The following is a 21,386-nucleotide window of genomic DNA, read 5'->3' as shown; positions in this document are numbered from 1 at the left end:
AGGAGCACCACCATGAAGGCCATCACCTACCGCACCTACGGCGGCCCGGACCTCCTGGACGAGCACGTCGTGGCGGACCGCAATCTGCACACCCGCCAGAACCCCGCTTCCTCGGCGCAGCTCGCGCGGAACCTCATCGACATCCTGAACCGCCGCTGACCCCCTTTGCGGCCGCCGGCGACCGGGTCTGCCCGCGGACTTCCGCGCCGGCAAGCGACCGGCGTCCGCCCGTACCGCTGCCTTGTGCGCCGGCAACAGCGCCCACCCGTCCACGCATCGCACCCACCCAGTGAGGGGACCATGAGCAACTCTGTGTCCGAGCAGCCCGCCGAGCTCGTCGCGCGGCTGCGCGCCACCTTCCGCACCGGCACCACCAAGCCTCTGACCTGGCGCACCGGCCAACTGCACCGGATGCGCACCCTGCTCACCGAACACCGCGACGACATAGCCGCCGCCCTCCGCGCCGACCTGGGGAAGAGCACCTCCGAGGCATACCGCACCGAGGTCGACTTCGTCATCCGCGAGATCGACCACACCCTCGACCACCTCGAGGGCTGGCTCCGCCCGGAACCCGCCCCGGTCCCGGCGCACCTGGGAGAGGCGACTGCGTGGACCCAGTACGACCCGCTCGGCGTCGTCCTGATCATCGCCCCCTGGAACTACCCCGCGCAGCTGCTGCTCGCTCCCATGGCCGGTGCCCTCGCCGCAGGCAACGCCGTGGTGGCCAAGCCCAGTGAACTGGCCCCGGCCACCTCCGCGGTCCTGGCCCGCCTCCTGCCGCAGTACCTCGACACCGACGCGGTCGCCCTGGTCGAAGGCGGCGTCCCGGAGACCACCGCTCTCCTCGAAGAGCGCTTCGACCACATCCTCTACACCGGGAACGGCACCGTGGGGCGCATCGTGATGGCCGCAGCCGCCAGGAACCTCACCCCCGTCACCCTCGAACTGGGCGGAAAGTCCCCGGCGTTCGTGGACCGCGACACCGACCTGGACACGGTCGCCGCCCGCCTGGCGGCAGGGAAGTTCCTCAACGCCGGACAGACCTGCGTCGCCCCCGACTACGTCCTCACCGATCCCGGAACCGCCCGCGCCCTGGAAACCGCCCTGGCCAAGGCCGTCGACACGCTGTACGGGCCCGACCCGGCCGCGTCCGCGGAATACGGCCGTATCGTCAACGACCGCCACTTCGACCGGCTGACCACCCTCCTCGACTCGGGACGGCAGGTCATCGGCGGCGGGTACGAGCGGGAGGCCAAGTACATCGCTCCGACCGTCCTGGCCGAGGTGTCCCCGGACGCGCCGGTCATGCAGGAGGAGATCTTCGGCCCGATCCTGCCGATCGTCGAGGTGGCCGGTCTGGACGAGGCCATCGCCTTCATCAACGACCGCGACAAGCCACTGGCCCTGTACGCGTTCACCGAATCGGACACCACCCGGGAACGGCTGACGGCCGAAACCTCCTCGGGCGGCCTCGGATTCGGTCTGCCGGTGGCCCATCTCACCATCCCGGACCTGCCGTTCGGTGGCGTCGGGGAAAGCGGCATGGGCAGCTACCACGGCCGCTACTCCATCGAGACCTTCAGCCACCGCAAAGCCGTCCTCACCAAGCCCCTCAGCTGATCCGACCCCAGCCGTGCACGAGACGGCGGAAAGCGACATTCCCACCATGAACACCCTCCCCACCACCAGCCGTGAATGGCATCTGGTCGCCCGCCCGAACGGTGTGCCCCGGCCGGAGGACTTCGCCCTGCGCGAGGTTCCCGTCACCGAGCCCGGCTCCGGTCAGATCCTCGTCCGCAACCTGCACCTGTCGGTCGACCCGTACATGCGCGGCCGGATGAACGACGTGAAGTCCTACGTCGCTCCTTTCCAGCTGGACCAGCCGATGGACGGCGGTGCGGTCGGCGTCGTCGTCGCCGTGGGCGATGACTCCTCCGCCGGGACCGTCGCAGTCGGTGATCACGTCCTGCATGGGCTCGGCTGGCGCGAGTACGCTCTCCTCGACGCGGTGGACGTCGTGAAGGTCGACCCCCGGAAGGCCCCGCCGAGCACGTACCTCGGTGTCCTGGGCATGCCCGGACTGACCGCCTACGCAGGCTTGCTGCGCGTTGCGGACTTCCACGAGGGCGACACCGTCTTCGTCTCGGGCGCGGCCGGTGCGGTCGGCAGCCAGGTCGGGCAGATCGCCAGGCTCAAGGGCGCCAAGCGGGTCATCGGCAGCGCGGGCTCGGACGAGAAGGTCGAACTCCTCCTCGAGAAGTACGGCTTCGACGCCGCCTTCAACTACAAGAACGGGCCCGTGGCCGAGCAACTCAAGGCGGCGGCCCCGGACGGCATCGACGTCTATTTCGACAACGTCGGCGGCGACCACCTCGAGGCCGCGATAAGCGCCCTCAACGTGCACGGCCGCGCAGCGCTGTGCGGGGCCATCGCCCAGTACAACGCGACCGCGCCGGCCCCCGGCCCGCGCAATCTCGCCCTCGCCATCGGCAAGCGCCTCACCCTGCGCGGCCTCCTGGTCGGAGACCACTACGACCTGCAGCAGCAGTTCGTACAGGAGGTCGGCGGCTGGATCCGCGACGGGTTGCTGCACTACGAGGAGACCGTCGTCGCGGGCATCGACAACAACGTCGAGGCATTCCTCGGCATGCTCCGCGGCGACAACACCGGCAAGATGGTTGTCACCTTGCCGGCACAGGCCGCGGTCGACAACTGACGACCGCGGGCGGGCTGCCCGGCAGAGTCCGCACTCCTCTCAGCCCCGTGGGCCCGGCATCCTCCTGCCGGGCCCACACCGGGGTACGCACGGTGTCAAGAAACGGACGTCGGCTCTGGTCTTCCGCATGAGGTTGGCCGCTCACAGCCGGCCTCTGTCGTCGGCGGCCTCCTGGACGGGCAGGAACCGCTCCACGGTGACCCGGCCGTCGTGGGGGTGGACTCGCCGAACACGGACCACCGGACGGCATCCACACCGAGAGACGTGATCGTCAGTCGACCAGCCCGGGCTCTTTGACCGGGCGGATCAATGTGTATGCATGGACATCGCGCGGCCAACGGTTGAGCTTGGCGCGTCCTTGGTCTTTGAAGAGTCACTTTCTTTTGCCGGTGCAGTCGCAGGGGGAGTTTCGCGGCTGTGGGCGGTGCATACGAATGCGTCCTTTTCCGGCCGCCTTTGCCTCGTACATGGCCAGGTCGGCGTTGTGCAGGAGTTCCTCCGGTGTGATCCCTGGAGTGGCTACCGCGATTCCGATGGAAGCCGAAACCACCGCCTCAGTGCTGCCGATGCGGTAAGGCGTCGTCAAGGACGACAGGACTCGCTCAGCTACTTCCCTGGTCCGTGAAGGGCATCTCCCCGCCTCTCCCTCCAGTAGTGCGGCGAACTCGTCGCCGCCCAGGCGAGCGACCGTGTCGCCTGCCCGTACAGCTGCCTGGAGCCGACGGGCAGCCTGGACAAGCAGGGCATCGCCTGCCGCGTGTCCGGCCGAGTCGTTGACGGCCTTGAAGCCGTCCAAGTCCAAGAAGAGCACTGCAGGCGGAGTAGTGTCGGCGCTCCGCTTCAGCAGTGCGTGTTCGACTCTGTCAGCGAACAACGCACGGTTGGGCAGGCCGGTCAGCGCGTCGTGGAATGCCAGGTGCTCGAGCTGTGCCTGCAGTACGACGCGCTCGGTCACATCGCGACTGTTGAAGATCAGCCCTTCGGAGTGGTGGCTGATCGTCGACTCGACGTGACGCCATCGCCCATCAGCGGTCCGAACCCGACAGGACACGCAGCGCCCAGGGCCACGAGTGCCTGACTCGGCCTCCTGCCGCAGCGTCTCGACGGCTTCCAACAGCGGCGCCAGGTCGTCAGGGTGGCTGTAGAGGGGCAGCCGGTCGCCTACGAGCTCCTCGGGCCGGTATCCGAAAATCTCGCGGACGGCCGGACTGACGTAGAGCACGCGGCCATCCAGACTGACGACGGTGATCACATCGCTCGAGCCATCGACCAGCGTGCGGTAATGGGCCTCGTGGGCAGCAGCCTCTCGCGTGAGACGCAGATGGTCGGCGTGGGTGACGCCTTGCCGGGCGCCGAGCCCAAGAAGCACAGAGCCTGCCAAGGTGACCATCACAACATCGGTGTGGCCACCGGCAAGCGTGTGCGCCGCCATGGCCAGCGCGCAGACGACCACGGGTGCAAAGGCCGCCACCACCCCGATGACAGGCATCTCCCGCTGATCGACTCCCACGACGCTGGCACCGCCAGGCATCCACGGCGCGGCGGCAACGAGGAACAAGCCGGTCATCGAGCAGGTCGCCACGAGAGGAATCCCGCACCAGGTGCCGGGTGCGGACAGGAGGATGCGCAGCATGTCGCTCACGGCCAAGAGGGCGAGGGCCACGGCCGCCACAGTGACCGCTGTTCGCTCCCTGGGCCTCAGGCAGAAGCGCAAGGCGACCAGTAGTCCCAGGACGAGGATGTCTGTCACCACGCGTCCGAGATCCAACAGCGAGCCCGACACATCAGCGCCTGGGTCGGCGCGGTGCAAGAGCAGCACCCAGCCCAGCGTGAGCAGCGACCCTGCGATCATCCATCCGTCCAGGAGCCGCCGTAACCAGACCAGGGTCGTGCCGCTGTCCGTGGCTGCCACCACCAATCCGGCGACAGCCAGCCCCAGACAAACGGCGATCCCGGCGACCGCCAGCAGTTCAACTCCGGAATGAAGAACACCAGCAGACCATCCCCGAGACGAAGGAAGCTGACCTGCCACCAGGTGGTGCAGACCGCCTGCTGCCACCGAAACAGCGAGCAGCAGCAGGCGAAGACGCACCCTCCCCGTGGCCGTTCGGGCACGTGCGAGGTGGGAAAGGGCAGCTACCGCGTGCGCAGCCGACACGCCTGTGTCGACTCCCAGCAACGCTGCCAGCGCCCCACACCCTCCCACGGCAGCAGCAACCGCAGAGCCCATCCACATGGCCTTGACCACCCCTGCCCCCTGCAGCCAGCCGATACGGGCAACATGATGCAAACCGCCTCGACCAGCCCATCCCTGCAACATGCGAACCCCCGAGGGTGATTGAGCTCAAAGGGCTGACACAAACTCCCGGGATTGCTCGGGTGGGTTGAGAGGGTATGAGGATCTATTCCCCGGGTCGCATGACTGCTTGGGGTTTCACCTGAAATGGCGACAGCCTCTGTGTACCGATGACGTCGCCGAGGTCGAACTGGTAACGATGACGACCGGTCGGCCGTGGGCGGAGATGGCTGTTGCATTCAAGGCAGTGTCCTTGCTGGAGTGCTGAACGGTCCGGCCCCACCGTGGCGTGCGGTGGGACTCGGGAGGGAAGGACGTTACGGCTGCTGCTCGCAGGCGCGCGGGGCGCTCAGTGACAGAGGCCGACACGTGCAGCCACGGCGGTTGCGCAGGCTCGACACGGGGCCGAGCAGCGCGCACAGCTCGCTCTCACGGCGCGTGCCGACGGCGCGCGCCCGCCGGGCCCGGGAGCACGCACGGCTTCAGGGCCCACCAGGGCGCTCTCAGAAGACCGGCGGTGGTCTGCCCTCACGTGTGCCCTGCTTGACCTTCCGGCCGTACCTGCCTGCAGGAGATCGTCGTGCAGGCAGGCGCGGCACAGTACGCGAACGCGCCGGGGAACGCCGGGGAGCCACCATGCACGCGAGCAGGTTGCAGGGACACGACGCGGACCAGAGCCGCACAAGGTCGGCCTGCTCGCCGGGGTCGGCGATCGCCCCTTCACTCTCGACGACCCGGCAGGGCTCGTCCCCCCACTGAAGTGAGCCAACCTTCATGCACGAACTGACCGCCCCAGCTCAATACTTCCTCGATCTGCTCGGTATTTACGGTTTCGCGTTGTCGGGTGCATTTCTCGGCGTGCGCAAGGACTTCAACCTCTTCGGGACGGTCGTCGTCGCCGAGGCCGCCGGACTGGGCGGTGGCCTGGTACGAGACCTTGTCCTCGACGTCCCCGCGATCGCCTTCACCGATCCCGGCTATCCACTCGCGGCACTTGCCGCAGCCTTGATCGCCTACCTCGGTCGGCCCCTTCGACGTCAGCCCTATCTGTTGGACGTACTGGACGCGGTCGGTCTTGGTCTGTTCAGCGTCACCGGCACGATCAAGGCCCTCCAGCACGGCATGGAAGCCGTCCCGTCGGCCGCGCTGGGAGTCACCACCGCCATGGGAGGAGGCATCCTCGCCAGCGTGGTGGCGAAGGAGCTACCTCCCCTGGTGCGCTGGGACAGTGACCTGTACGCCACCCCTGCCATGACCGGTGCCGGAGGGGTGTCCGCGCTGCACGCGGCGGGGGCACTCAACGTCACCACGGCAGCCGGCGCGGCCCTCACGGCGTTCACCTTCCGCCTGCTGGCGGTTCGCTTCCACTGGCGCCTGATCCGTTCGGCCACCTGGCAGACAGGCTTCTCTCAGCCGACTCTCCTCCCCGACACCGCCCCCCGCCGCACACCGTCCTCGGCCACCGCCTGCGCGGACACACTCCGCCTGAGAGCCGTCGGCGTCCCCTCCAGCCGGACCACCCAGCTGCCGCGCGGACCGATACGGCTTCCCGACACGCTGCCCGCAGTGCAGACCGGCCCCGCCGGGGCATCGCGCCCGGGAGCCATCGATCCCCGACTCCGCATGACACTCCATGGCTCGGAATCCCCGCAGACACCAGATGTCAGCGGTCACGGGATTCCCCCTCGCCCCGCATCCTGAGCACCACGTCGTGCCGTCGCGGCATCGGACAGCGGTCAGGCGAGGCGGTCGGGAAGCGCCGCGAGGCTGACGTCGGTCCAGATGAAGCAGTCCCTCTGGTGAAGCAGTCCCTCTGGTGCTGGTCGGCGCCGAGTTTCACGACGTGGTCGGCCTTGGCAGCCGGACCGAAGTGCCATACCAGCGCAACGTAGGTGGTGCGGAGGGCACGCTCTTGGGCACTGCGGCCCGGTGAAGGCCTCTCCGTGCGCAGCCATGGGTGGTGGATGCCTCGCGACCCCGTGGGTACGCGACAAAGAGCGTCCGTGACGCCCGCGTTCGTGAACCGCAGCCACGCAACCAGTAACGGGAGGCCAGATGAACGCCCGTCAGTCACCGTTCCGACCGGAAATCAGGGTTTCCGGCGAGACCGTGGCCGGCCGGTACCGACTGGACCGCCCCGTCGGGTCGGGAGGAGTCGCCGACGTTTACCGGGGTGTGGATCTGCGCCTCAGGCGGTCGGTGGCCGTGAAGGTCTTCCGGCCCGGCACAGAGGTGGAGATGGAGGAACGCTTCACGGAGGAAGCCGTCCTCCTGGCCCGTCTGCAGCACCCGGGGCTGGTCACCGTCTACGACGCGGGACGGCACGAAGGCTGCGCCTACCTGGTCATGCAGCTCATCGAGGGCCCGACCTTGCAACAGCGCATAGCCACCGCGGCCATGACCCTCACGGAGGTCTGCGAGCTCGGCACCGTCCTGGCACACGCGCTCGCGCATGTGCACGCGGCTGGGGTCGTACACCGTGACGTCAAGCCTTCGAACATTCTGCTGGACGCGGCAGGCAGCCCGTATCTCACCGATTTCGGTATCTCACGGCTGGTCGACACCGCAACGCGCACCGCCTCCGGTGCGCTGATCGGCACCGCCGCCTACATGGCACCCGAACAAGTCCTGGGCCGGGGCGCCGGACCCGCCTCGGACATCTATGCCCTTGGCCTTGTCCTGCTGGAGTGCGTCAAAGGCGATCTCGAATATGGTGGCGCTCCCCTGGAATCCGCGGTAGCCCGACTTCACCGCTCGCCGGTCGTTCCCGACTCGCTGCCGGAGGAACTTGCCGGTCTCCTGCATGCCATGATCACCCTGGACGAGAACGCCCGCCCGGACGCCCACCGCTGCGCCGAGGCCCTGGCTGCCCTGTGCGGTTCCCGTGGACTCACCCGGGTCCCGGCCACCGCCAGGAACTCTCCCGGTGACGCGGATGCGGGAGGAATCGGTACGGTCCCCGCCGAGGTGAGGACCACGAAGAAGAGGGCCAGGCCGCAATTCCCGGAGGCGGCGCCGGGGCGGAGCCGTCGCCTGCTCCTGACCACCGGCACCGCCCTGCTCGCCGCCATCCTGGGTGGCACGCTCACCGCTTCGGACGGGCCTCGGAGTCCTGACAGAGACGAAGCCGCCTCCCGGTCCTCGGAGTCTGCGCCGGCGGCGGGGCCCACTTCCCGGGCTCCTTCCACCGAGAGCAGCGAGACAGCAGGGCGACCGGCCGCATCCCCCTCCGTCGCCCCCGCCTCCCGGGACCGGTCATCCGCCGACAGAGCCGGTACGGCGAAGGCCTCCCAGGGAGTGCCAAGCGGGCCCAGCAGCGGCTCGGACACCGGGACCCCTGTCAGCGGTGCGGGTGATCGCCGTGGCAACCTGCGCCCGGGTGCAGTCCCGCAGAAGGAGGCCAAGCCGCAGAAGACACAAGGGGGAAAGGCCACCAAGGGAGCAAAGGACGACTGACGCCACCGCAGCGGCCCGGCGGCTCCGTGACGAGCCAACGCAAGAAGCTCGGGTATCGACGCCGCAGCCCGTCTCTTGAGCGGCCCGGCGGACCTCGCGCAGGTGCGCCCCCGCCATGTCTCACCCCGCGCGCACCATTCTCATGAATCGACCGGCCGGGGTTGATCCGGACCTCCTGCGCACACCGTACTCCGCGGCCGGTCACACCCACTCCGGCCAGGTCCTTTGTCAGTGCCCGGCCGTAGAATCAAGGTAGTTCGTGAAGGTCCAACCGCCGCGCCAGGAGGTCGCCGAATGGCCGTAGCCGCAGTCACGAAGAAGCCGACCACGCAGCACACGACGAAGCCGACGATCGAACCGCTCCAGCCTTTGAAGAAGAAGCCGTTGCCGGCCGGGCAGCCGCGCGAATGGTACGAGTCCCACAACCGCAAACTGAAGGCCATGCGCCTGGCCATCGCCCTGCTCAACGCGGGTGTCTATCACACGGAGCAGGCCCCCAACCGCAGGATACGCACCACCGCGGCCCGGATCGGCATCCACCCGCCGTCCAACGCAACCTGCCGACTGGTGCGTTCACTGATCCGCGACGGGCGCTGACCCGCTGGTCGGCGGCCTGCCCGCATCGCAGGATCGGGCAGGCCGCCGGTCTCGGCGATGCGCTGCTTCCCTGGCGGACACGCCCCCAGCCGTCGTGCCCCGACGCCACCCCTGGGCCACCCGGGCCACCGGCACAGGCCAAGCGCCGACACGCCGTCGCAGGGCTCACCGACGCATACCGCAGCCAACCCGGCCATTTACCAGCAGAACCACATCAGAGTCGATCACCGTCACAGAGTCCTGCTCGGTCGGCTCACCGGCCCGCTCCTCGTCCTGGACGAGGCGTCTTCGACGGCCAGGACCCGTACGTTCGGCCACACAGGATGCGCGCTTCCCCTGCGAGCACTGCGGCAGCGACGATCAGCACCGCTACCGAGCAGTTTCCGTCCAGCGACGTAGTGAGGGGCTGCATGGTTCTTCCCTCCCCCGCCAGGCGGAGCGCCCTGCGCGAACACTCGCCCGCCTCTGGCATGCCCATGCCGCACGGTCACCCGCCACCGTTGGAACCGGACATGACGAAGCGGACATGAAGCGGGGTATCGGCTCTCTTGTTCGATATTGCCGAACCCTGGTCGATGATGCCCAGGAGGCGACGCGGGCATGCCAACATCTGCGTATTCCCCGAGTGCCATTGGAAGTCCAATACAAGGTATTGATTTCCTCATTGGAAACCAATGAATAAGCGGCCTACCTTCGAGTCATCGCCTCGCTGACGATCTGGGTTCAAAGCGTCAGGCACCACAGAGCGTCGGCGTGCGCAAGCCACCATCCCGGGCCTCGAAGGCCCTTCTTTCCCGGAGTGACTCACCATGTCGAAGATCCTTTTCGTGATGACCGGCGTCGACTACTGGACGCTTGCCGACGGCACCAAGCACCCCACCGGCTTCTGGGCCGAGGAGGCTGTCGCCCCGTACGAGACGTTCAAGGCCGCAGGGCACGAGATCGTCGTCGCCACCCCCGGCGGCGTCGTACCCACCGTCGACAAGGGCAGCCTCGCCCCCGAGGTCAACGGAGGCCAGGAAGGCGCCGACAAGATCGCGAACACGCTCGCCTCGATCACCGAGCTCCAGCACCCGATCACGCTGGAGGACGTCAACCTGGACGACTACGCGGCCGTCTTCTACCCCGGTGGCCACGGCCCCATGGAGGACCTCGCCGTCGACCCCGCCTCCGGGCAGATCCTGATCGACACCCTCGCCTCCGGCAAGCCGCTCGCCGTCGTCTGCCACGCCCCGGCCGCGCTCCTCGCCGCCACCACCGAGGACGGCAGCAACGCGTTCGCCGGCTACAAGGTCGCCGCCTTCACCAACGCCGAGGAGACCCAGGCCGGCTTCGCCGACAAGGCGAAGTGGCTGCTGGAGACCCGTCTGGTCGAGGCCGGAGTCGAGGTCCGGGCCGGCGAGCCGTGGGCCCCGAACGTGGTCGTCGACCGCAACCTCGTCACCGGTCAGAACCCGTCCTCCTCCGCCCCGCTCGCGGTCGAGGTCCTCTCGAAGCTGGCCTGACCCATGGGTACCGACCGGCTCGACGAGATCCTCGACGCCACCTACGACTGCCTGACCCGGTACGGCGTACGGCGCACCACGATGGACGACATCGCCACCACCATGGGCGTGTCCCGGTCAGCGGTCTACCAGTACGTCCGCAGCAAGGACGACGCCTTCCGGCAGCTCGCCGGGCGCCTGCACGACCAGGCGCTCGTCCGGGCCCGGGAGGCGGCCTGCGACCAGGACACCCCGTACGCCGAACGGATCCGGGGCGTCCTGGCCGCCAAGCTGGACCTCGTCCTTCACCTCGCCGGGGATTCCCCGCACACCGCCGAACTCCTCGACGCCAAAGCCCGGCTCTTCGGCGGGATCTGCACCGCCTTCACCGCCGACCTGCGGCGTCTGCTCATCGGCCTGTTCACCGAGACCGGCACCGCCGAAGGCGTGGAGCCCGCCGAGGCCGCCGACATCAGCATCGCCCTGGTCATCGGACTGGAGAACATGCCCGATGCCCGGCGGCTCCTGGGCCCCGCGTCCGGCGCGCTCACAGCCGGGCTCCTGGGCGCGCCCGCAGTGGTCCGCTGACCCGTTCCGCCCCTTTCTCACTCCTGTTGGAGCGTTGCCATGCCCGTTTCCAGCCGTGAATGGCACCTCGTCGCCCGTCCGGCCGGTGAGCCGACCCCGGCGGCTGCGTCGGCGAGAGCGGCAAGGGCAACCACCACGGCCGCTACTCCATCGAGACGTTCAGCCACCGCAAGGCCGTCCTCGACGCGCCGCTGAGCTGGACCCCTGACCCCGGGCAGCGGCCGGTGCACTCCTGGACGCGCCCAAGCACCGGCCGCCGCCCGGCCCCCTTCGGCCGCGCCCGGCCTCGTACCGCGCGCCGACGTCCGGCGTCATCGCCGAACTCCTGGTCCCCGGCCACGCGGTCCGTACCACCCTCGGACTCTCCGAAGGCGACACCCCCGTGGCGGACGGCCGTCGCCCCCCGAAAGGACTGACCCGATGCAGCACGTCACCCTCAACAACGGCACCACGATCCCGCAGCTCGGCTTCGGTGTCTGGCAGGTCGCGGACGACCAGGCGTACACCGCCGTCACACACGCCCTCGCGGCCGGCTACCGGCACATCGACACCGCCCGCATCTACGACAACGAGCGCGGCGTCGGCCGCGCCGTCCGCGACTCCGGGCTCGCCCGCGAGGACGTCTTCCTCACCACCAAGCTGTGGAACGACGACCAGGGCCACGACGCCGGCCTCAGGGCCTTCGACGCGAGCCTGGAGCGCCTGGGCACCGACTATGTCGACCTGTACCTGATCCACTGGCCCACCCCCGAGCAGAACCTGTACGTCGAGACGTACAAGGCACTGGAGAAGATTTACGCCGACGGGCGCGCCAAGGCCATCGGCGTGTCCAACTTCACCCGCCGTACGCTCACTCGGCTGCTCGAGGAGACCGGCATCGTGCCCGTCCTCAACCAGATCGAACTGCATCCGTACTTCTCGCAGGAGGAGATGCGCGCCCTCGGCGCCGAGCACGGCATCGCCACCGAGGCGTGGAGCCCGCTCGGTCAGGGCGGAGCCCTGCTCGCTGAGCCGGCACTCGCCCGGATCGCGGCGAAGTACGGCAAGACGCCGGCCCAGGTCGTCATCCGCTGGCACCTCCAGCTCGGCAACGTCGTCATCCCCAAGTCCGTGACGCCGTCCCGGATCAGGGAGAACGTCGACGTCTTCGACTTCGAGCTGACCGCCGGGGAACTCGGCGACATCGCCGCGCTCGACAACGGCGGCCGGATCGGGCCCGACCCCGACACCTTCAACCTGCTCGGCTGAGAGGAGACCCTGATCATGTTCAGCCGCTTCGTCACCGTGAAGATCAAGCCTGGTGTGCGGGAGGACTTCCTCGCGGCGATCACCCGCAACGCCGACGCGTCGGTACGCGACGAGCCGGGCTGTGTCCGCTTCGACGTGTGCGCCGACCGCGAGGACCCGCTGCGCTTCCACCTCTACGAGGTGTACACCGGCGCGGAGGCCGCCGAGGCCCACCGGTCCACCCCGCACTTCCTCGCCTGGCGGGCCGCCGCCGACCAGTACGTCGCGCCCGGCACCCAGGTCAACCACAGCACCGATCTCGTGCACTCGGCACACTGAGGAACCCCCATGAACGCCATCGAAGACGCCGACGTGCTGGTCGCCCGGCTGCGGGCCACATTCCGCAGCGGTCGTACGAAGCCGATCGCCTGGCGCCGCGAGCAGCTCACCCGGCTGCGTGCCCTGTTCACCGAGAACCGCGAGGCCATCGCGGACGCGCTCCACGTCGACCTTCACAAGCCGCGCGCCGAGGCATACGCCACCGAGGTCGACTTCCCGGTCAGGGAGATCGATCACACGCTGGAGCACCTGGAGGAGTGGCTGCGCCCCGAGCCTGTCGACCCGGCCGCGCTGGCCCATCTCCCCGTGGGGTCATCCGCCGGAACGCGGTACGAGCCGCTCGGCACCGTGCTCGTCATCGCCCCCTGGAACTACCCTGTCCAGCTCCTGCTCGTCCCGGTCGTCGGAGCGCTGGCTTCCGGCAACACGGCCGTCCTCAAGCCGAGTGAACTCACCCCCGCCGGCTCGGCATTGATCGCCCGCCTCGTGCCGCAGTACCTCGACCCGGACGCCGTCGCGGTTGTCGAGGGCGGTGTGCCGGAGACGACGGCCCTGCTCGCACAGCGCTTCGATCACATCTTCTACACCGGCAACGGCACCGTCGGCCGGATCGTGATGCGCGCTGCCGCCGAGCACCTCACCCCCGTCACCCTCGAACTCGGAGGCAAGTCACCGGTGTTCGTCGACCGGGGTGTGGACCTGGCCGTGGTCGCCGACCGGCTGGCCGAAACCAAGTTCCGTAACGCCGGCCAGACCTGCGTGGCCCCCGACTACATCCTGACCGACCCGGTCACCGCCCGCGCCCTCGTGGCCGCGCTCGCCGAGGCAGTCGAGATCCGCTACGGGCGCGACCCGCAGACCTCGGATACGTACGGCCGCATCGTCAACGAGAGGCACTTCGACCGGATCGCCGCGCTGCTCTCCTCCGGACCGATCGCCTTCGGCGGAGAGACCGACCGCGCCGACCGCTACATCGCACCGACCGTCCTGGCAGACGTCAAGCCCGACGCCCCGGTGATGCGCGAGGAGATCTTCGGCCCCGTCCTGCCGATCCTGACCGTGGCGGACCTGGACGAGGCGATCTCGTTCATCAACGACCGCGACAAGCCGCTCGCCCTCTACGGCTTCACCGAGAACGAAACCACCCGGCAGCGCCTCGCCGACGAGACCTCCTCCGGCGGCATCGGCTTCGGACTGCCCATCGCCCATCTCCGCATCCCCGAGCTGCCGTTCGGCGGCATCGGCGAAAGCGGCATGGGCGCGTATCACGGCCCGCACTCGATCGCCACCTTCAGCCACCGCAAGGCACGCCTCGACGTACCGCTGGGCTGATCACTCCCCCGACCTGCTCCGCCGCACTCACCACCGGGCTCCGGCCGCGAACCGGGAGCGATCGCTCGTCGCCTTCGTCGCCCTCACGGGGCTGCGGATCGACTCCGCACCGGGCCTCCTCGCGCTCCGCGCCACAAGCGATACCGAGCCGGCCCCCGCAAGCCGTCTCTGTCTGAAAGGACCGCTCCATGAGCACCCCGACCACTGCTCGTCCCGCTGACGCCTCCGGCACCTTCGACCTCGGCGGCGACCTGACCGTCAACCGCCTCGGCTACGGAGCCATGCAGCTCACCGGCCCCGGCGTCTGGGGCGACCCCAGCAACCCGGAGGAGGCGGTCCGCGTCCTGCGCAGCGCCATCGAGCTGGGCGTCAACTTCATCGACACGGCCGACTCCTACGGCCCCTTCGTCAGCGAGCGCCTGATCCGTGAGGCCCTGCACCCGTATGCCGACGACCTCGTCATCGCCACCAAGGGCGGCCTGACCCGTCCGGGCCCCGGCGACTGGCGTCCGGTCGGCCGCCCCGAGTACCTGCGCCAGCAGCTGGAGCTGAGCCTGCGCCATCTCGGCCTGGAGCGCATCGACCTCTACCAGCTGCACCGCATCGACCCCCAGGTCCCGCTCGCCGACCAGCTCGGCGAACTCGCCAGCCTTCAGGAGGAGGGCAAGATCCGGCACATCGGCGTCTCCGAGGTCTCCGTCGAGCAGCTGAAGGAGGCCCGCAACCACGCGGAGATCGTCTCCGTGCAGAACCTCTACAACCTCGCCGACCGGTCCGCCGAGGACGTCCTGGAGTACGCCGAGGCCGAGAACATCGCCTTCATCCCCTGGTTCCCCATGGCCACGGGCGAGCTCGCCCGCACAGGCGGCCCGCTGGACGCCGCCGCCAAGGATCACGGCGCGAGCCCGTCACAGCTCGCCCTCGCCTGGCTCCTGCGCCGCTCACCTGTGATGCTGCCCATCCCCGGCACCTCCCGCGTCGCGCATCTGGAGCAGAACCTCGAAGCAGCCAGGGTCACGCTCACGGACGCCGAGTTCGACGCACTGAGCAACGCCGTCTGACCACCGCGACCCACCCTCGACGAAGGAGCACCTCATGAAGATCGGCATCATCGGCGCAGGCAACATCGGCGGCAACCTCACCCGGCGCCTCACGGCTCTCGGCCATGACGTGTCCGTGGCCAACTCCCGCGGCCCCGAGACCCTCACCGCCCTCGCCGAGGAGACCGGCGCCACCCCCGTCACCGTCTCCGAGGCGGCCCGTGACGCCGAGATCGTCGTCGTCACCATCCCGCTCAAGAACATCCCCGACCTCCCGGAGGGCCTGTTCGGACACGCGGCTGCGGGCTTCGCCGTCATCGACACCGGCAACTACTACCCGCGCGAGCGCGACGGCCGGATCGACGCCATCGAGGACGGCGGCATGACCGAGAGCCGCTGGACCGAGCAGCACCTCGGCCACCCGGTGGTGAAGGCGTTCAACGGCACCTATGCCCAGGACATCCTCGACAAGCCCCGCCCCGCCGGCGACCCCGAGCGGATCGCGCTGCCGGTGGCCGGAGACGACGAGGCGGCCAAGGAGGCCGTACGGGCACTGATCGACGAGCTGGGCTTCGACACGGTCGACGCCGGCGGCATCGACGAGTCCTGGCGCCAGCAGCCCGACACCCCCGTCTACGGCCTCCGGGCCGGGGTCGAAGCCGTGACCAGGGCCCTTGCCGACGCCTCCCCGGAGCGCCCGGCCGGCTTCCGCGCCTGAGGCCGGTCGCGGCAGGGTCGGCGGGGTCGCGGCCGGACGGTCCGGCGGCGGCCCCGCCGACCCATGGCCTACGAAGCGACCGTCCAACTCACCCTTGTACGCCAAGCGTTGTCCACACATCTCATACACGGCCTGGTACCCCCGTATCGTCGCTTCGCGGCTCGTCCTCGATCGCCGGCCGGACTGTTCATAGCCGGTCCGGCGATCGAGGACGAGCCAGGCCGAAGGCCGCGATCAAGAGGGCGGCCCTGGGCGGCGGAAGCCGTTTCGGGAAGGGGCGGGACTGGGGAAACCAACCCTCACCGCTCCACCAGCATCCGCTGCAACTCCCGCGCCGCCCGCGGCGGAGCCACATCGCTGCGGTGCGCCAGCGCAATCGTGCGGTGCAGCCCTGGCCGGGCGAGCTCAGCGACCCGCAGGCCGGCCCCGGCCCGCTCCGCCACCATCCGCGGCACCACGGCCACCCCGAGCCCCGCCCGCACGAAGCCGAGCACCGCGTCCATCTCGCCGCCCTCCACCGCGAACTCCGGCTCGAAGCCCTCGGCGCGGCACGCCGCCACCGTCAGCTCCCGCAGGTCGTAGCCGTGCCGAAACATGACGAGCCGCTCGCCGCTCAGATCGGCCACGCGCACCGAGCGGCCCAGGCCCGGAGCGTCCCGGGACGAGACCACGACCAGGTCCTCGCGCAGCAGCTCCACCGTGGTGAGGGCGGGCGAGGGGGTGGGCAGGGGGCGCACCACCAGGGCCAGGTCCAGGGCGCCGCGGGCCAGTTGGCGGACCAGGTCGTGCGAGCCGCCCTCCTCGATCAGGAGCTGGATGCCGGGGTGGCGGTCGTGGAAGGCACGAAGCACCTCGGGGAGCAGGCCCGTGCACACGCTCGGGGTCGCGCCCAGGCGGATGCGGCCGCGGCGCAGCTGCGCCAGCTCCTGCACCTCGATGCGAGCGGTGTCGGCGTCGGCGAGGATACGGCGGGCCAGAGGGAGCAGGGCCTCGCCCGCGTCGGTGAGGGCGATGTTGCCGCGGGCCCGGCTGAACAGCTCGACGCCCAGCTCCTTTTCCAGGGCGCGGATCTGCTGGGAGAGGGAGGGCTGGGAGACGTGCACCTCCTCGGCGGCGCGCGTGAAGTGCCGCGTCTCGGCGACCGCGACGAAGTACTGGAGCTGCTGGAACTGCATGTACGCCAGCCTAGACAGGACGATAGGCAGCATCTATCGAGATGAGCAGTTCCATGTCTTGGCCCGATCGGGACTTCCGGCCTTAGCGTTCCTGACATGGCTCTGGCAACGCGGACGGAGAAACGGCCGTCCATGACCCGCACCGTGTGGAACTCCACCATCGGCAAGAAGACGGTGATGGCGGTGAGCGGCGTGGTGATGCTGCTCTTCCTGCTCGCCCACATGGTCGGCAACCTGAAGGTCTTCTTCGGCCCGGGGGACTTCAACCACTACGCGCACTGGATCCGCGAGATCGGCGAGCCGGTCCTGCGCCGGGAGTGGGCGCTGTGGATCCTGCGTGTCGTGCTCGTCGTCGCGGTCGTGGCGCACGCCGTCTCCGCCTACCAGCTCACTCGGCGCGGCATCAAGGCGCGCCCGAGCACGTACGTGCACCAGCGGCCGGGCGCCGGCTATGCCACGCGCACCATGCGCTGGGGCGGCATCATCCTGGGCCTGTTCGTCGTCTGGCACGTCCTCGACCTGACGACCGGCACCGTGCACCCGGGCGAGTATCAGCACCTGCACCCGTACCAGAACGTGATCGACACCTTCTCCACCTGGTACGGCAACGTCGTCTACATCGTCTCGGTGCTCGCCCTCGGCTTCCACGTGCGGCACGGCTTCTGGAGCGCCGCGCAGACCCTCGGCGTGGGCAACGCGCGCCGCGACCGCGTCCTGAAGGCCCTCGCAAACGTCCTCGCCCTGGTCCTGACCGTGGGCTTCGTCTCCGTCCCCGTTGGCGTCATGACCGGAGTGGTGAGCTAGCCGATGAACTCTTTCGCCGAGTACGAGACCGGGGAGCCGGTCGTCGACCGCAAGGCCCCGGAGGGCCCGATCGCCGCGCGCTGGGACACCCGCCGCTTCGAGGCCAAGCTGGTCAACCCGGCCAACCGCCGCAAGCACACCGTCATCGTGGTGGGCACCGGGCTCGCGGGCGGCTCCGCCGGGGCCACGCTCGCCGAGCAGGGCTACCACGTCGTGCAGTTCTGCTACCAGGACTCGCCGCGCCGCGCCCACTCGATCGCCGCGCAGGGCGGTATCAACGCCGCCAAGAATTATCGCAATGACGGGGATTCCATTCACCGCCTCTTCTACGACACCGTGAAGGGCGGGGACTTCCGGGCCCGGGAGTCGAATGTCCACCGGCTCGCGCAGATTTCGGTGGAGATCATCGATCAGTGCGTGGCCCAGGGCGTGCCCTTCGCGCGCGAGTACGGCGGGTTCCTCGACACCCGCTCCTTCGGCGGCGTGCAGGTCTCGCGCACCTTCTACGCCCGCGGCCAGACGGGCCAGCAGCTGCTGCTCGGCGCCTACCAGGCCCTGTCGCGGCAGATCGCCGCGGGCAACGTCGAGATGCACCCGCGTACGGAGATGCTGGACCTGGTCGTCGTCGACGGACGGGCCCGCGGCATCGTCGCCCGCGATCTGGTCACCGGACAGATCAAGACATTTCTCGCCGACGCGGTGGTCCTCGCCTCCGGCGGCTACGGCAACGTCTTCTACCTGTCGACGAACGCCATGAACTCCAACGCGACCGCCGTGTGGCGGGCGCACCGGCGCGGCGCCTACTTCGCCAATCCCTGCTTCACCCAGATCCACCCGACCTGCATCCCGCGCACCGGCGACCACCAGTCGAAGCTGACCCTGATGTCGGAGTCGCTGCGCAACGACGGCCGCATCTGGGTGCCCAAGGCCAAGGGTGACAACCGTCCCGCCCACGAGATCCTCGAGGACGAGCGCGACTACTACCTGGAGCGCGTCTACCCGTCCTTCGGCAACCTGGTGCCGCGTGACATCGCCTCGCGCGCCGCGAAGAACGTCTGTGACGAGGGCCGCGGAGTCGGCCCTGGCGGCCAGGGCGTGTACCTGGACTTCGCGGACGCCATCAAGCGCATGGGCCGCAAGGCAGTCGAGGCCAAGTACGGAAACCTCTTCGACATGTACCAGCGGATCACCGACGAGGACCCGTACGAGGTCCCCATGCGGATCTACCCCGCGGTGCATTACACGATGGGCGGCCTGTGGGTCGACTACGACCTGCAGACCACCATCCCCGGCCTGTTCGCCATCGGGGAGGCCAACTTCTCCGACCACGGCGCCAACCGCCTGGGCGCGTCCGCGCTGATGCAGGGGCTCGCCGACGGCTATTTCGTGCTGCCGTCGACAATCAACGACTACTTGGCGCGCCACATGAAGGACACGCCGGTCGACGACACCCACCCCGAGGCGGTCGCCGCGGTCAGTGAGACCAAGGAGCGCCTGGAGAAGCTCCTTGCCGCCGACGGCGACCGCACCCCCGACTCCTTCCACCGGGAGATCGGCGAGCTCATGTGGGAGTACTGCGGCATGGCCCGCACCGACGAGGGCCTGCGCACGGCGCTCGACCGCATCCCCCGTATCCGCGAGGAGTTCTGGGGCCGGGTCAAGGTGCCGGGCACAGGCGAGGAGTTCAACCAGTCCCTGGAGAAGGCCAACCGCGTCACCGACTACCTCGAACTCGCCGAGCTGATGTGCCTCGACGCGCTGTACCGGTCGGAGTCCTGCGGTGGCCACTTCCGCGAGGAGTCGCAGACCCCGGACGGCGAGGCCTCCCGTAACGACGACGAGTTCAGCCATGCCGCCGCCTGGGAGTTCACCGGCTCCGGCGAGTCTCCCGTCCTGCACAAGGAAGAGCTGGTCTTCGAGTACGTCCACCCCACCCAGCGGAGCTACGCATGAAGCTCACCCTGCGCGTCTGGCGCCAGAAGAACCATGACGCCGAAGGCGCCATGTGCACGTACGAGGTGGACGACATCTCGCCGGACATGTCGTTCCTCGAAATGCTCGACGTCCTCAACGAGGAGCTCATCCTCAAGGGCGAGGACCCCGTCGCCTTCGACCACGACTGCCGCGAGGGCATCTGCGGCGCCTGCTCGCTGGTCATCAACGGTGACGCCCACGGTCCGGAGCGCACCACCACGTGCCAGCTCCACATGCGGTCGTTCCAGTCCGGCGACACCATCGACATCGAGCCCTGGCGGGCTGCGGCATTCCCGGTCGTGAAAGACCTGGTCGTGGACCGGTCGTCCTTCGACCGGATCATCCAGTCCGGCGGCTACATCACCGCCCCGACCGGCACCGCCCCGGACGCCCACTCCACCCCGGTGCCGAAGCCGGACTCGGACTATGCCTTCGAGCACGCCGAGTGCATCGGCTGCGGTGCCTGTGTGGCGGCGTGCCCCAACGGCGCCGCCATGCTGTTCACGTCCGCGAAAATCAACCAACTGAGCGTCTTGCCGCAGGGCTCGCCCGAGCGCGAGTCCCGTGCCTTGGACATGGTGGGCCAGATGGACACCGAGGGCTTCGGCGGCTGCACGCTCACCGGTGAGTGCGCGACGGTGTGCCCCAAGGGCATCCCGCTGACCTCCATCTCCCAGATGAACAAGGAGTGGCTGCGCGCCCATCGCAAGCCGAGGGCGGCCCGTTCGTAAGCTCGCGAAGGAACTGAGATCGACCCCCGGGAGCGGACGTCATGGTGGCAGCCCGCCGGGTGATCCACCCGTCCGCGGGCTGCGTGGACGCTCCTTCGATCTGATTCACGCGCGTGCGGTTCTCTGCCATCTCCCGGCCCGAGACGAGGTCCTTGCACGTGCTTTCGAGTGGCTCACTCCCGGCGGTTGGTTGCTCGTGGAAGATGTCTACACTCTCCCTGTGGGCTCCAGTCCGTACGCAGCCATGAACCGCTACGCCAAGGCCGCCCAGAATGCTGCACAGATGCGCGGTGCGGACATGCAATGGGGTAACAGAGTTCCAGGAATCCTGGCCACGCTCGGATTCGGCCACGTCGCCGCAGAAGCCAAACCCCGTCTCGTGGGTACGGGCGGACTACCGGATGACCTCTGGCGAATCAACCTGAAGCAGGCCGGAAGGCGCCTGGTCAGCGACGGGCTACTCACGCAGGACGACCTTGACGAATGCCTGGCTCTCCTCGACAACCCGAGCTTCGTCGTATCCGGTATTTCGGCATCGCCGCCTGGGGACAAAAACCGCCGGCGTAGCCACGACAGCGGGCGAATATCCGGCAGCAGCCGTAGCGCGGCACCGGGAGCCGGCTCGACCGCCCGCTCCAGCCGCTTCCCCCTACACCGCCCCGAAGCGACCCGCCCGGTCGTAGCGTGCTTGCCGAGCGTCGTCCTGGCAGCAACTCGATGTGGGTTGGGTCGTTCCTGGGTGCCGTGCACCAGCACTCCCGAGGCAGCCATTGCCCCGCGGGCATCGCGAAGGGACTGACGGCGGCGGGATTGGCATCCGCCGGTGAGTGGGCGCGGACACGCAGTGAGCCGATAATGAGCGGAAAGTGGGCGTTGAATGGTCTGGCGGCCCCCGGCCCGACTGGCACA

The 21,386-nt window shown here is 69.1% G+C and carries 18 protein-coding genes and 1 pseudogene; 17 read left to right on the top strand and 2 right to left on the bottom strand.

Features of this window, described 5'->3' with window-relative positions; all coding sequences use genetic code 11:
* The first annotated feature begins 12 nt into the window (after positions 1-12).
* The 3 genes from ACTWQE_RS20475 (at position 13) to ACTWQE_RS20465 (ending at position 2,716) form a co-directional block, all read left to right on the top strand.
* Positions 13-159: a hypothetical protein gene (locus tag ACTWQE_RS20475; RefSeq protein WP_443330438.1), complete on the top strand. Its 147-nt coding sequence runs from the start codon at positions 13-15 to the stop codon at positions 157-159.
* Between the two features lie 141 nt (positions 160-300).
* A complete protein-coding gene (locus tag ACTWQE_RS20470) occupies positions 301-1,620 on the top strand; it encodes an aldehyde dehydrogenase family protein (RefSeq protein WP_443330437.1) in 1,320 nt (439 codons plus the stop codon).
* Between the two features lie 46 nt (positions 1,621-1,666).
* On the top strand, positions 1,667-2,716 hold the full coding sequence (locus ACTWQE_RS20465; protein ID WP_443330436.1) for an NADP-dependent oxidoreductase: 1,050 nt from the start codon (positions 1,667-1,669) through the stop codon (positions 2,714-2,716).
* A gap of 373 nt (positions 2,717-3,089) precedes the next feature.
* Here ACTWQE_RS20465 and ACTWQE_RS20460 read toward each other — a convergent pair whose 3' ends face one another.
* Positions 3,090-4,808 (bottom strand): diguanylate cyclase domain-containing protein, encoded by a 1,719-nt coding sequence (locus ACTWQE_RS20460; RefSeq protein WP_443330435.1) that lies wholly within the window; start codon positions 4,806-4,808, stop codon positions 3,090-3,092.
* Positions 4,809-5,786: 978 nt separating this feature from the next.
* On the opposite strand from ACTWQE_RS20460, the gene ACTWQE_RS20455 reads away from it, so the two are divergent.
* The 10 genes and pseudogenes from ACTWQE_RS20455 to ACTWQE_RS20410 form a co-directional block, all read left to right on the top strand.
* On the top strand, positions 5,787-6,713 hold the full coding sequence (locus ACTWQE_RS20455) for a trimeric intracellular cation channel family protein (RefSeq protein WP_443330434.1): 927 nt from the start codon (positions 5,787-5,789) through the stop codon (positions 6,711-6,713).
* A 354-nt stretch (positions 6,714-7,067) separates the two neighbouring features.
* Positions 7,068-8,468 (top strand): protein kinase domain-containing protein, encoded by a 1,401-nt coding sequence (locus ACTWQE_RS20450; RefSeq protein ID WP_443330433.1) that lies wholly within the window; start codon positions 7,068-7,070, stop codon positions 8,466-8,468.
* A gap of 294 nt (positions 8,469-8,762) precedes the next feature.
* On the top strand, positions 8,763-9,065 hold the full coding sequence (locus ACTWQE_RS20445; RefSeq protein ID WP_443330432.1) for a hypothetical protein: 303 nt from the start codon (positions 8,763-8,765) through the stop codon (positions 9,063-9,065).
* Positions 9,066-9,874: 809 nt separating this feature from the next.
* The gene (locus tag ACTWQE_RS20440; RefSeq protein ID WP_443330431.1) at positions 9,875-10,570 is read left to right on the top strand and encodes a type 1 glutamine amidotransferase domain-containing protein; all 696 of its coding nucleotides are present in this window, start codon (positions 9,875-9,877) and stop codon (positions 10,568-10,570) included.
* A gap of 3 nt (positions 10,571-10,573) precedes the next feature.
* Positions 10,574-11,137 (top strand): TetR/AcrR family transcriptional regulator, encoded by a 564-nt coding sequence (locus tag ACTWQE_RS20435; protein WP_443330430.1) that lies wholly within the window; start codon positions 10,574-10,576, stop codon positions 11,135-11,137.
* A 420-nt stretch (positions 11,138-11,557) separates the two neighbouring features.
* A complete protein-coding gene (locus ACTWQE_RS20430; RefSeq protein ID WP_443330429.1) occupies positions 11,558-12,385 on the top strand; it encodes an aldo/keto reductase in 828 nt (275 codons plus the stop codon).
* 15 nt (positions 12,386-12,400) lie between these two features.
* The gene (locus ACTWQE_RS20425) at positions 12,401-12,703 is read left to right on the top strand and encodes a putative quinol monooxygenase (RefSeq protein ID WP_443330428.1); all 303 of its coding nucleotides are present in this window, start codon (positions 12,401-12,403) and stop codon (positions 12,701-12,703) included.
* 9 nt (positions 12,704-12,712) lie between these two features.
* Positions 12,713-14,035 (top strand): aldehyde dehydrogenase family protein, encoded by a 1,323-nt coding sequence (locus tag ACTWQE_RS20420; RefSeq protein WP_443330427.1) that lies wholly within the window; start codon positions 12,713-12,715, stop codon positions 14,033-14,035.
* 188 nt (positions 14,036-14,223) lie between these two features.
* Positions 14,224-15,096: an aldo/keto reductase gene (locus ACTWQE_RS20415; RefSeq protein ID WP_443330426.1), complete on the top strand. Its 873-nt coding sequence runs from the start codon at positions 14,224-14,226 to the stop codon at positions 15,094-15,096.
* Between the two features lie 28 nt (positions 15,097-15,124).
* Positions 15,125-15,793: pseudogene (locus ACTWQE_RS20410) on the top strand (NADPH-dependent F420 reductase); the annotation flags it as partial.
* 299 nt (positions 15,794-16,092) lie between these two features.
* Here ACTWQE_RS20410 and ACTWQE_RS20405 read toward each other — a convergent pair.
* Positions 16,093-16,968, bottom strand: coding sequence for a LysR family transcriptional regulator (locus tag ACTWQE_RS20405; RefSeq protein WP_443330425.1), 876 nt, complete (start codon positions 16,966-16,968; stop codon positions 16,093-16,095).
* Between the two features lie 96 nt (positions 16,969-17,064).
* Here ACTWQE_RS20405 and ACTWQE_RS20400 point away from each other — a divergent pair, with 96 nt between their 5' ends.
* Genes ACTWQE_RS20400 through ACTWQE_RS20385 form a run of 4 tightly spaced genes read left to right on the top strand, consistent with a single transcriptional unit; the run spans position 17,065 to position 21,276 of the window.
* Positions 17,065-17,772, top strand: coding sequence for a succinate dehydrogenase (locus ACTWQE_RS20400; protein WP_443330424.1), 708 nt, complete (start codon positions 17,065-17,067; stop codon positions 17,770-17,772).
* 3 nt (positions 17,773-17,775) lie between these two features.
* Positions 17,776-19,725 carry a fumarate reductase/succinate dehydrogenase flavoprotein subunit gene (locus tag ACTWQE_RS20395; protein WP_443330423.1) on the top strand — a complete coding sequence of 650 codons (1,950 nt, stop codon included), beginning with the start codon at positions 17,776-17,778 and terminating at the stop codon, positions 19,723-19,725.
* On the top strand, positions 19,722-20,477 hold the full coding sequence (locus ACTWQE_RS20390) for a succinate dehydrogenase/fumarate reductase iron-sulfur subunit (protein ID WP_443330422.1): 756 nt from the start codon (positions 19,722-19,724) through the stop codon (positions 20,475-20,477). Before ACTWQE_RS20395 ends, ACTWQE_RS20390 begins: the two co-directional genes overlap by 4 nt.
* Positions 20,449-21,276: a class I SAM-dependent methyltransferase gene (locus tag ACTWQE_RS20385; RefSeq protein WP_443330447.1), complete on the top strand. Its 828-nt coding sequence runs from the start codon at positions 20,449-20,451 to the stop codon at positions 21,274-21,276. Before ACTWQE_RS20390 ends, ACTWQE_RS20385 begins: the two co-directional genes overlap by 29 nt.
* Positions 21,277-21,386 lie beyond the last annotated feature (110 nt).

Source organism: Streptomyces sp. 8N706 (assembly GCF_052245415.1).
Taxonomy (GTDB): Bacteria; Actinomycetota; Actinomycetes; order Streptomycetales; family Streptomycetaceae; genus Streptomyces.
This window is presented reverse-complemented; position numbering and strand designations above follow the sequence as displayed.

Coding starts and splice junctions, on each gene's coding strand:
- ACTWQE_RS20475 (WP_443330438.1), top strand. CDS start 13: ATGAAGGCCATCACCTACCGCACCTACGGCGGCCCGGACCTCCTGGAC.
- ACTWQE_RS20470 (WP_443330437.1), top strand. CDS start 301: ATGAGCAACTCTGTGTCCGAGCAGCCCGCCGAGCTCGTCGCGCGGCTG.
- ACTWQE_RS20465 (WP_443330436.1), top strand. CDS start 1,667: ATGAACACCCTCCCCACCACCAGCCGTGAATGGCATCTGGTCGCCCGC.
- ACTWQE_RS20455 (WP_443330434.1), top strand. CDS start 5,787: ATGCACGAACTGACCGCCCCAGCTCAATACTTCCTCGATCTGCTCGGT.
- ACTWQE_RS20450 (WP_443330433.1), top strand. CDS start 7,068: ATGAACGCCCGTCAGTCACCGTTCCGACCGGAAATCAGGGTTTCCGGC.
- ACTWQE_RS20445 (WP_443330432.1), top strand. CDS start 8,763: ATGGCCGTAGCCGCAGTCACGAAGAAGCCGACCACGCAGCACACGACG.
- ACTWQE_RS20440 (WP_443330431.1), top strand. CDS start 9,875: ATGTCGAAGATCCTTTTCGTGATGACCGGCGTCGACTACTGGACGCTT.
- ACTWQE_RS20435 (WP_443330430.1), top strand. CDS start 10,574: ATGGGTACCGACCGGCTCGACGAGATCCTCGACGCCACCTACGACTGC.
- ACTWQE_RS20430 (WP_443330429.1), top strand. CDS start 11,558: ATGCAGCACGTCACCCTCAACAACGGCACCACGATCCCGCAGCTCGGC.
- ACTWQE_RS20425 (WP_443330428.1), top strand. CDS start 12,401: ATGTTCAGCCGCTTCGTCACCGTGAAGATCAAGCCTGGTGTGCGGGAG.
- ACTWQE_RS20420 (WP_443330427.1), top strand. CDS start 12,713: ATGAACGCCATCGAAGACGCCGACGTGCTGGTCGCCCGGCTGCGGGCC.
- ACTWQE_RS20415 (WP_443330426.1), top strand. CDS start 14,224: ATGAGCACCCCGACCACTGCTCGTCCCGCTGACGCCTCCGGCACCTTC.
- ACTWQE_RS20405 (WP_443330425.1), bottom strand. CDS start 16,968: ATGCAGTTCCAGCAGCTCCAGTACTTCGTCGCGGTCGCCGAGACGCGG.
- ACTWQE_RS20400 (WP_443330424.1), top strand. CDS start 17,065: ATGGCTCTGGCAACGCGGACGGAGAAACGGCCGTCCATGACCCGCACC.
- ACTWQE_RS20395 (WP_443330423.1), top strand. CDS start 17,776: ATGAACTCTTTCGCCGAGTACGAGACCGGGGAGCCGGTCGTCGACCGC.
- ACTWQE_RS20390 (WP_443330422.1), top strand. CDS start 19,722: ATGAAGCTCACCCTGCGCGTCTGGCGCCAGAAGAACCATGACGCCGAA.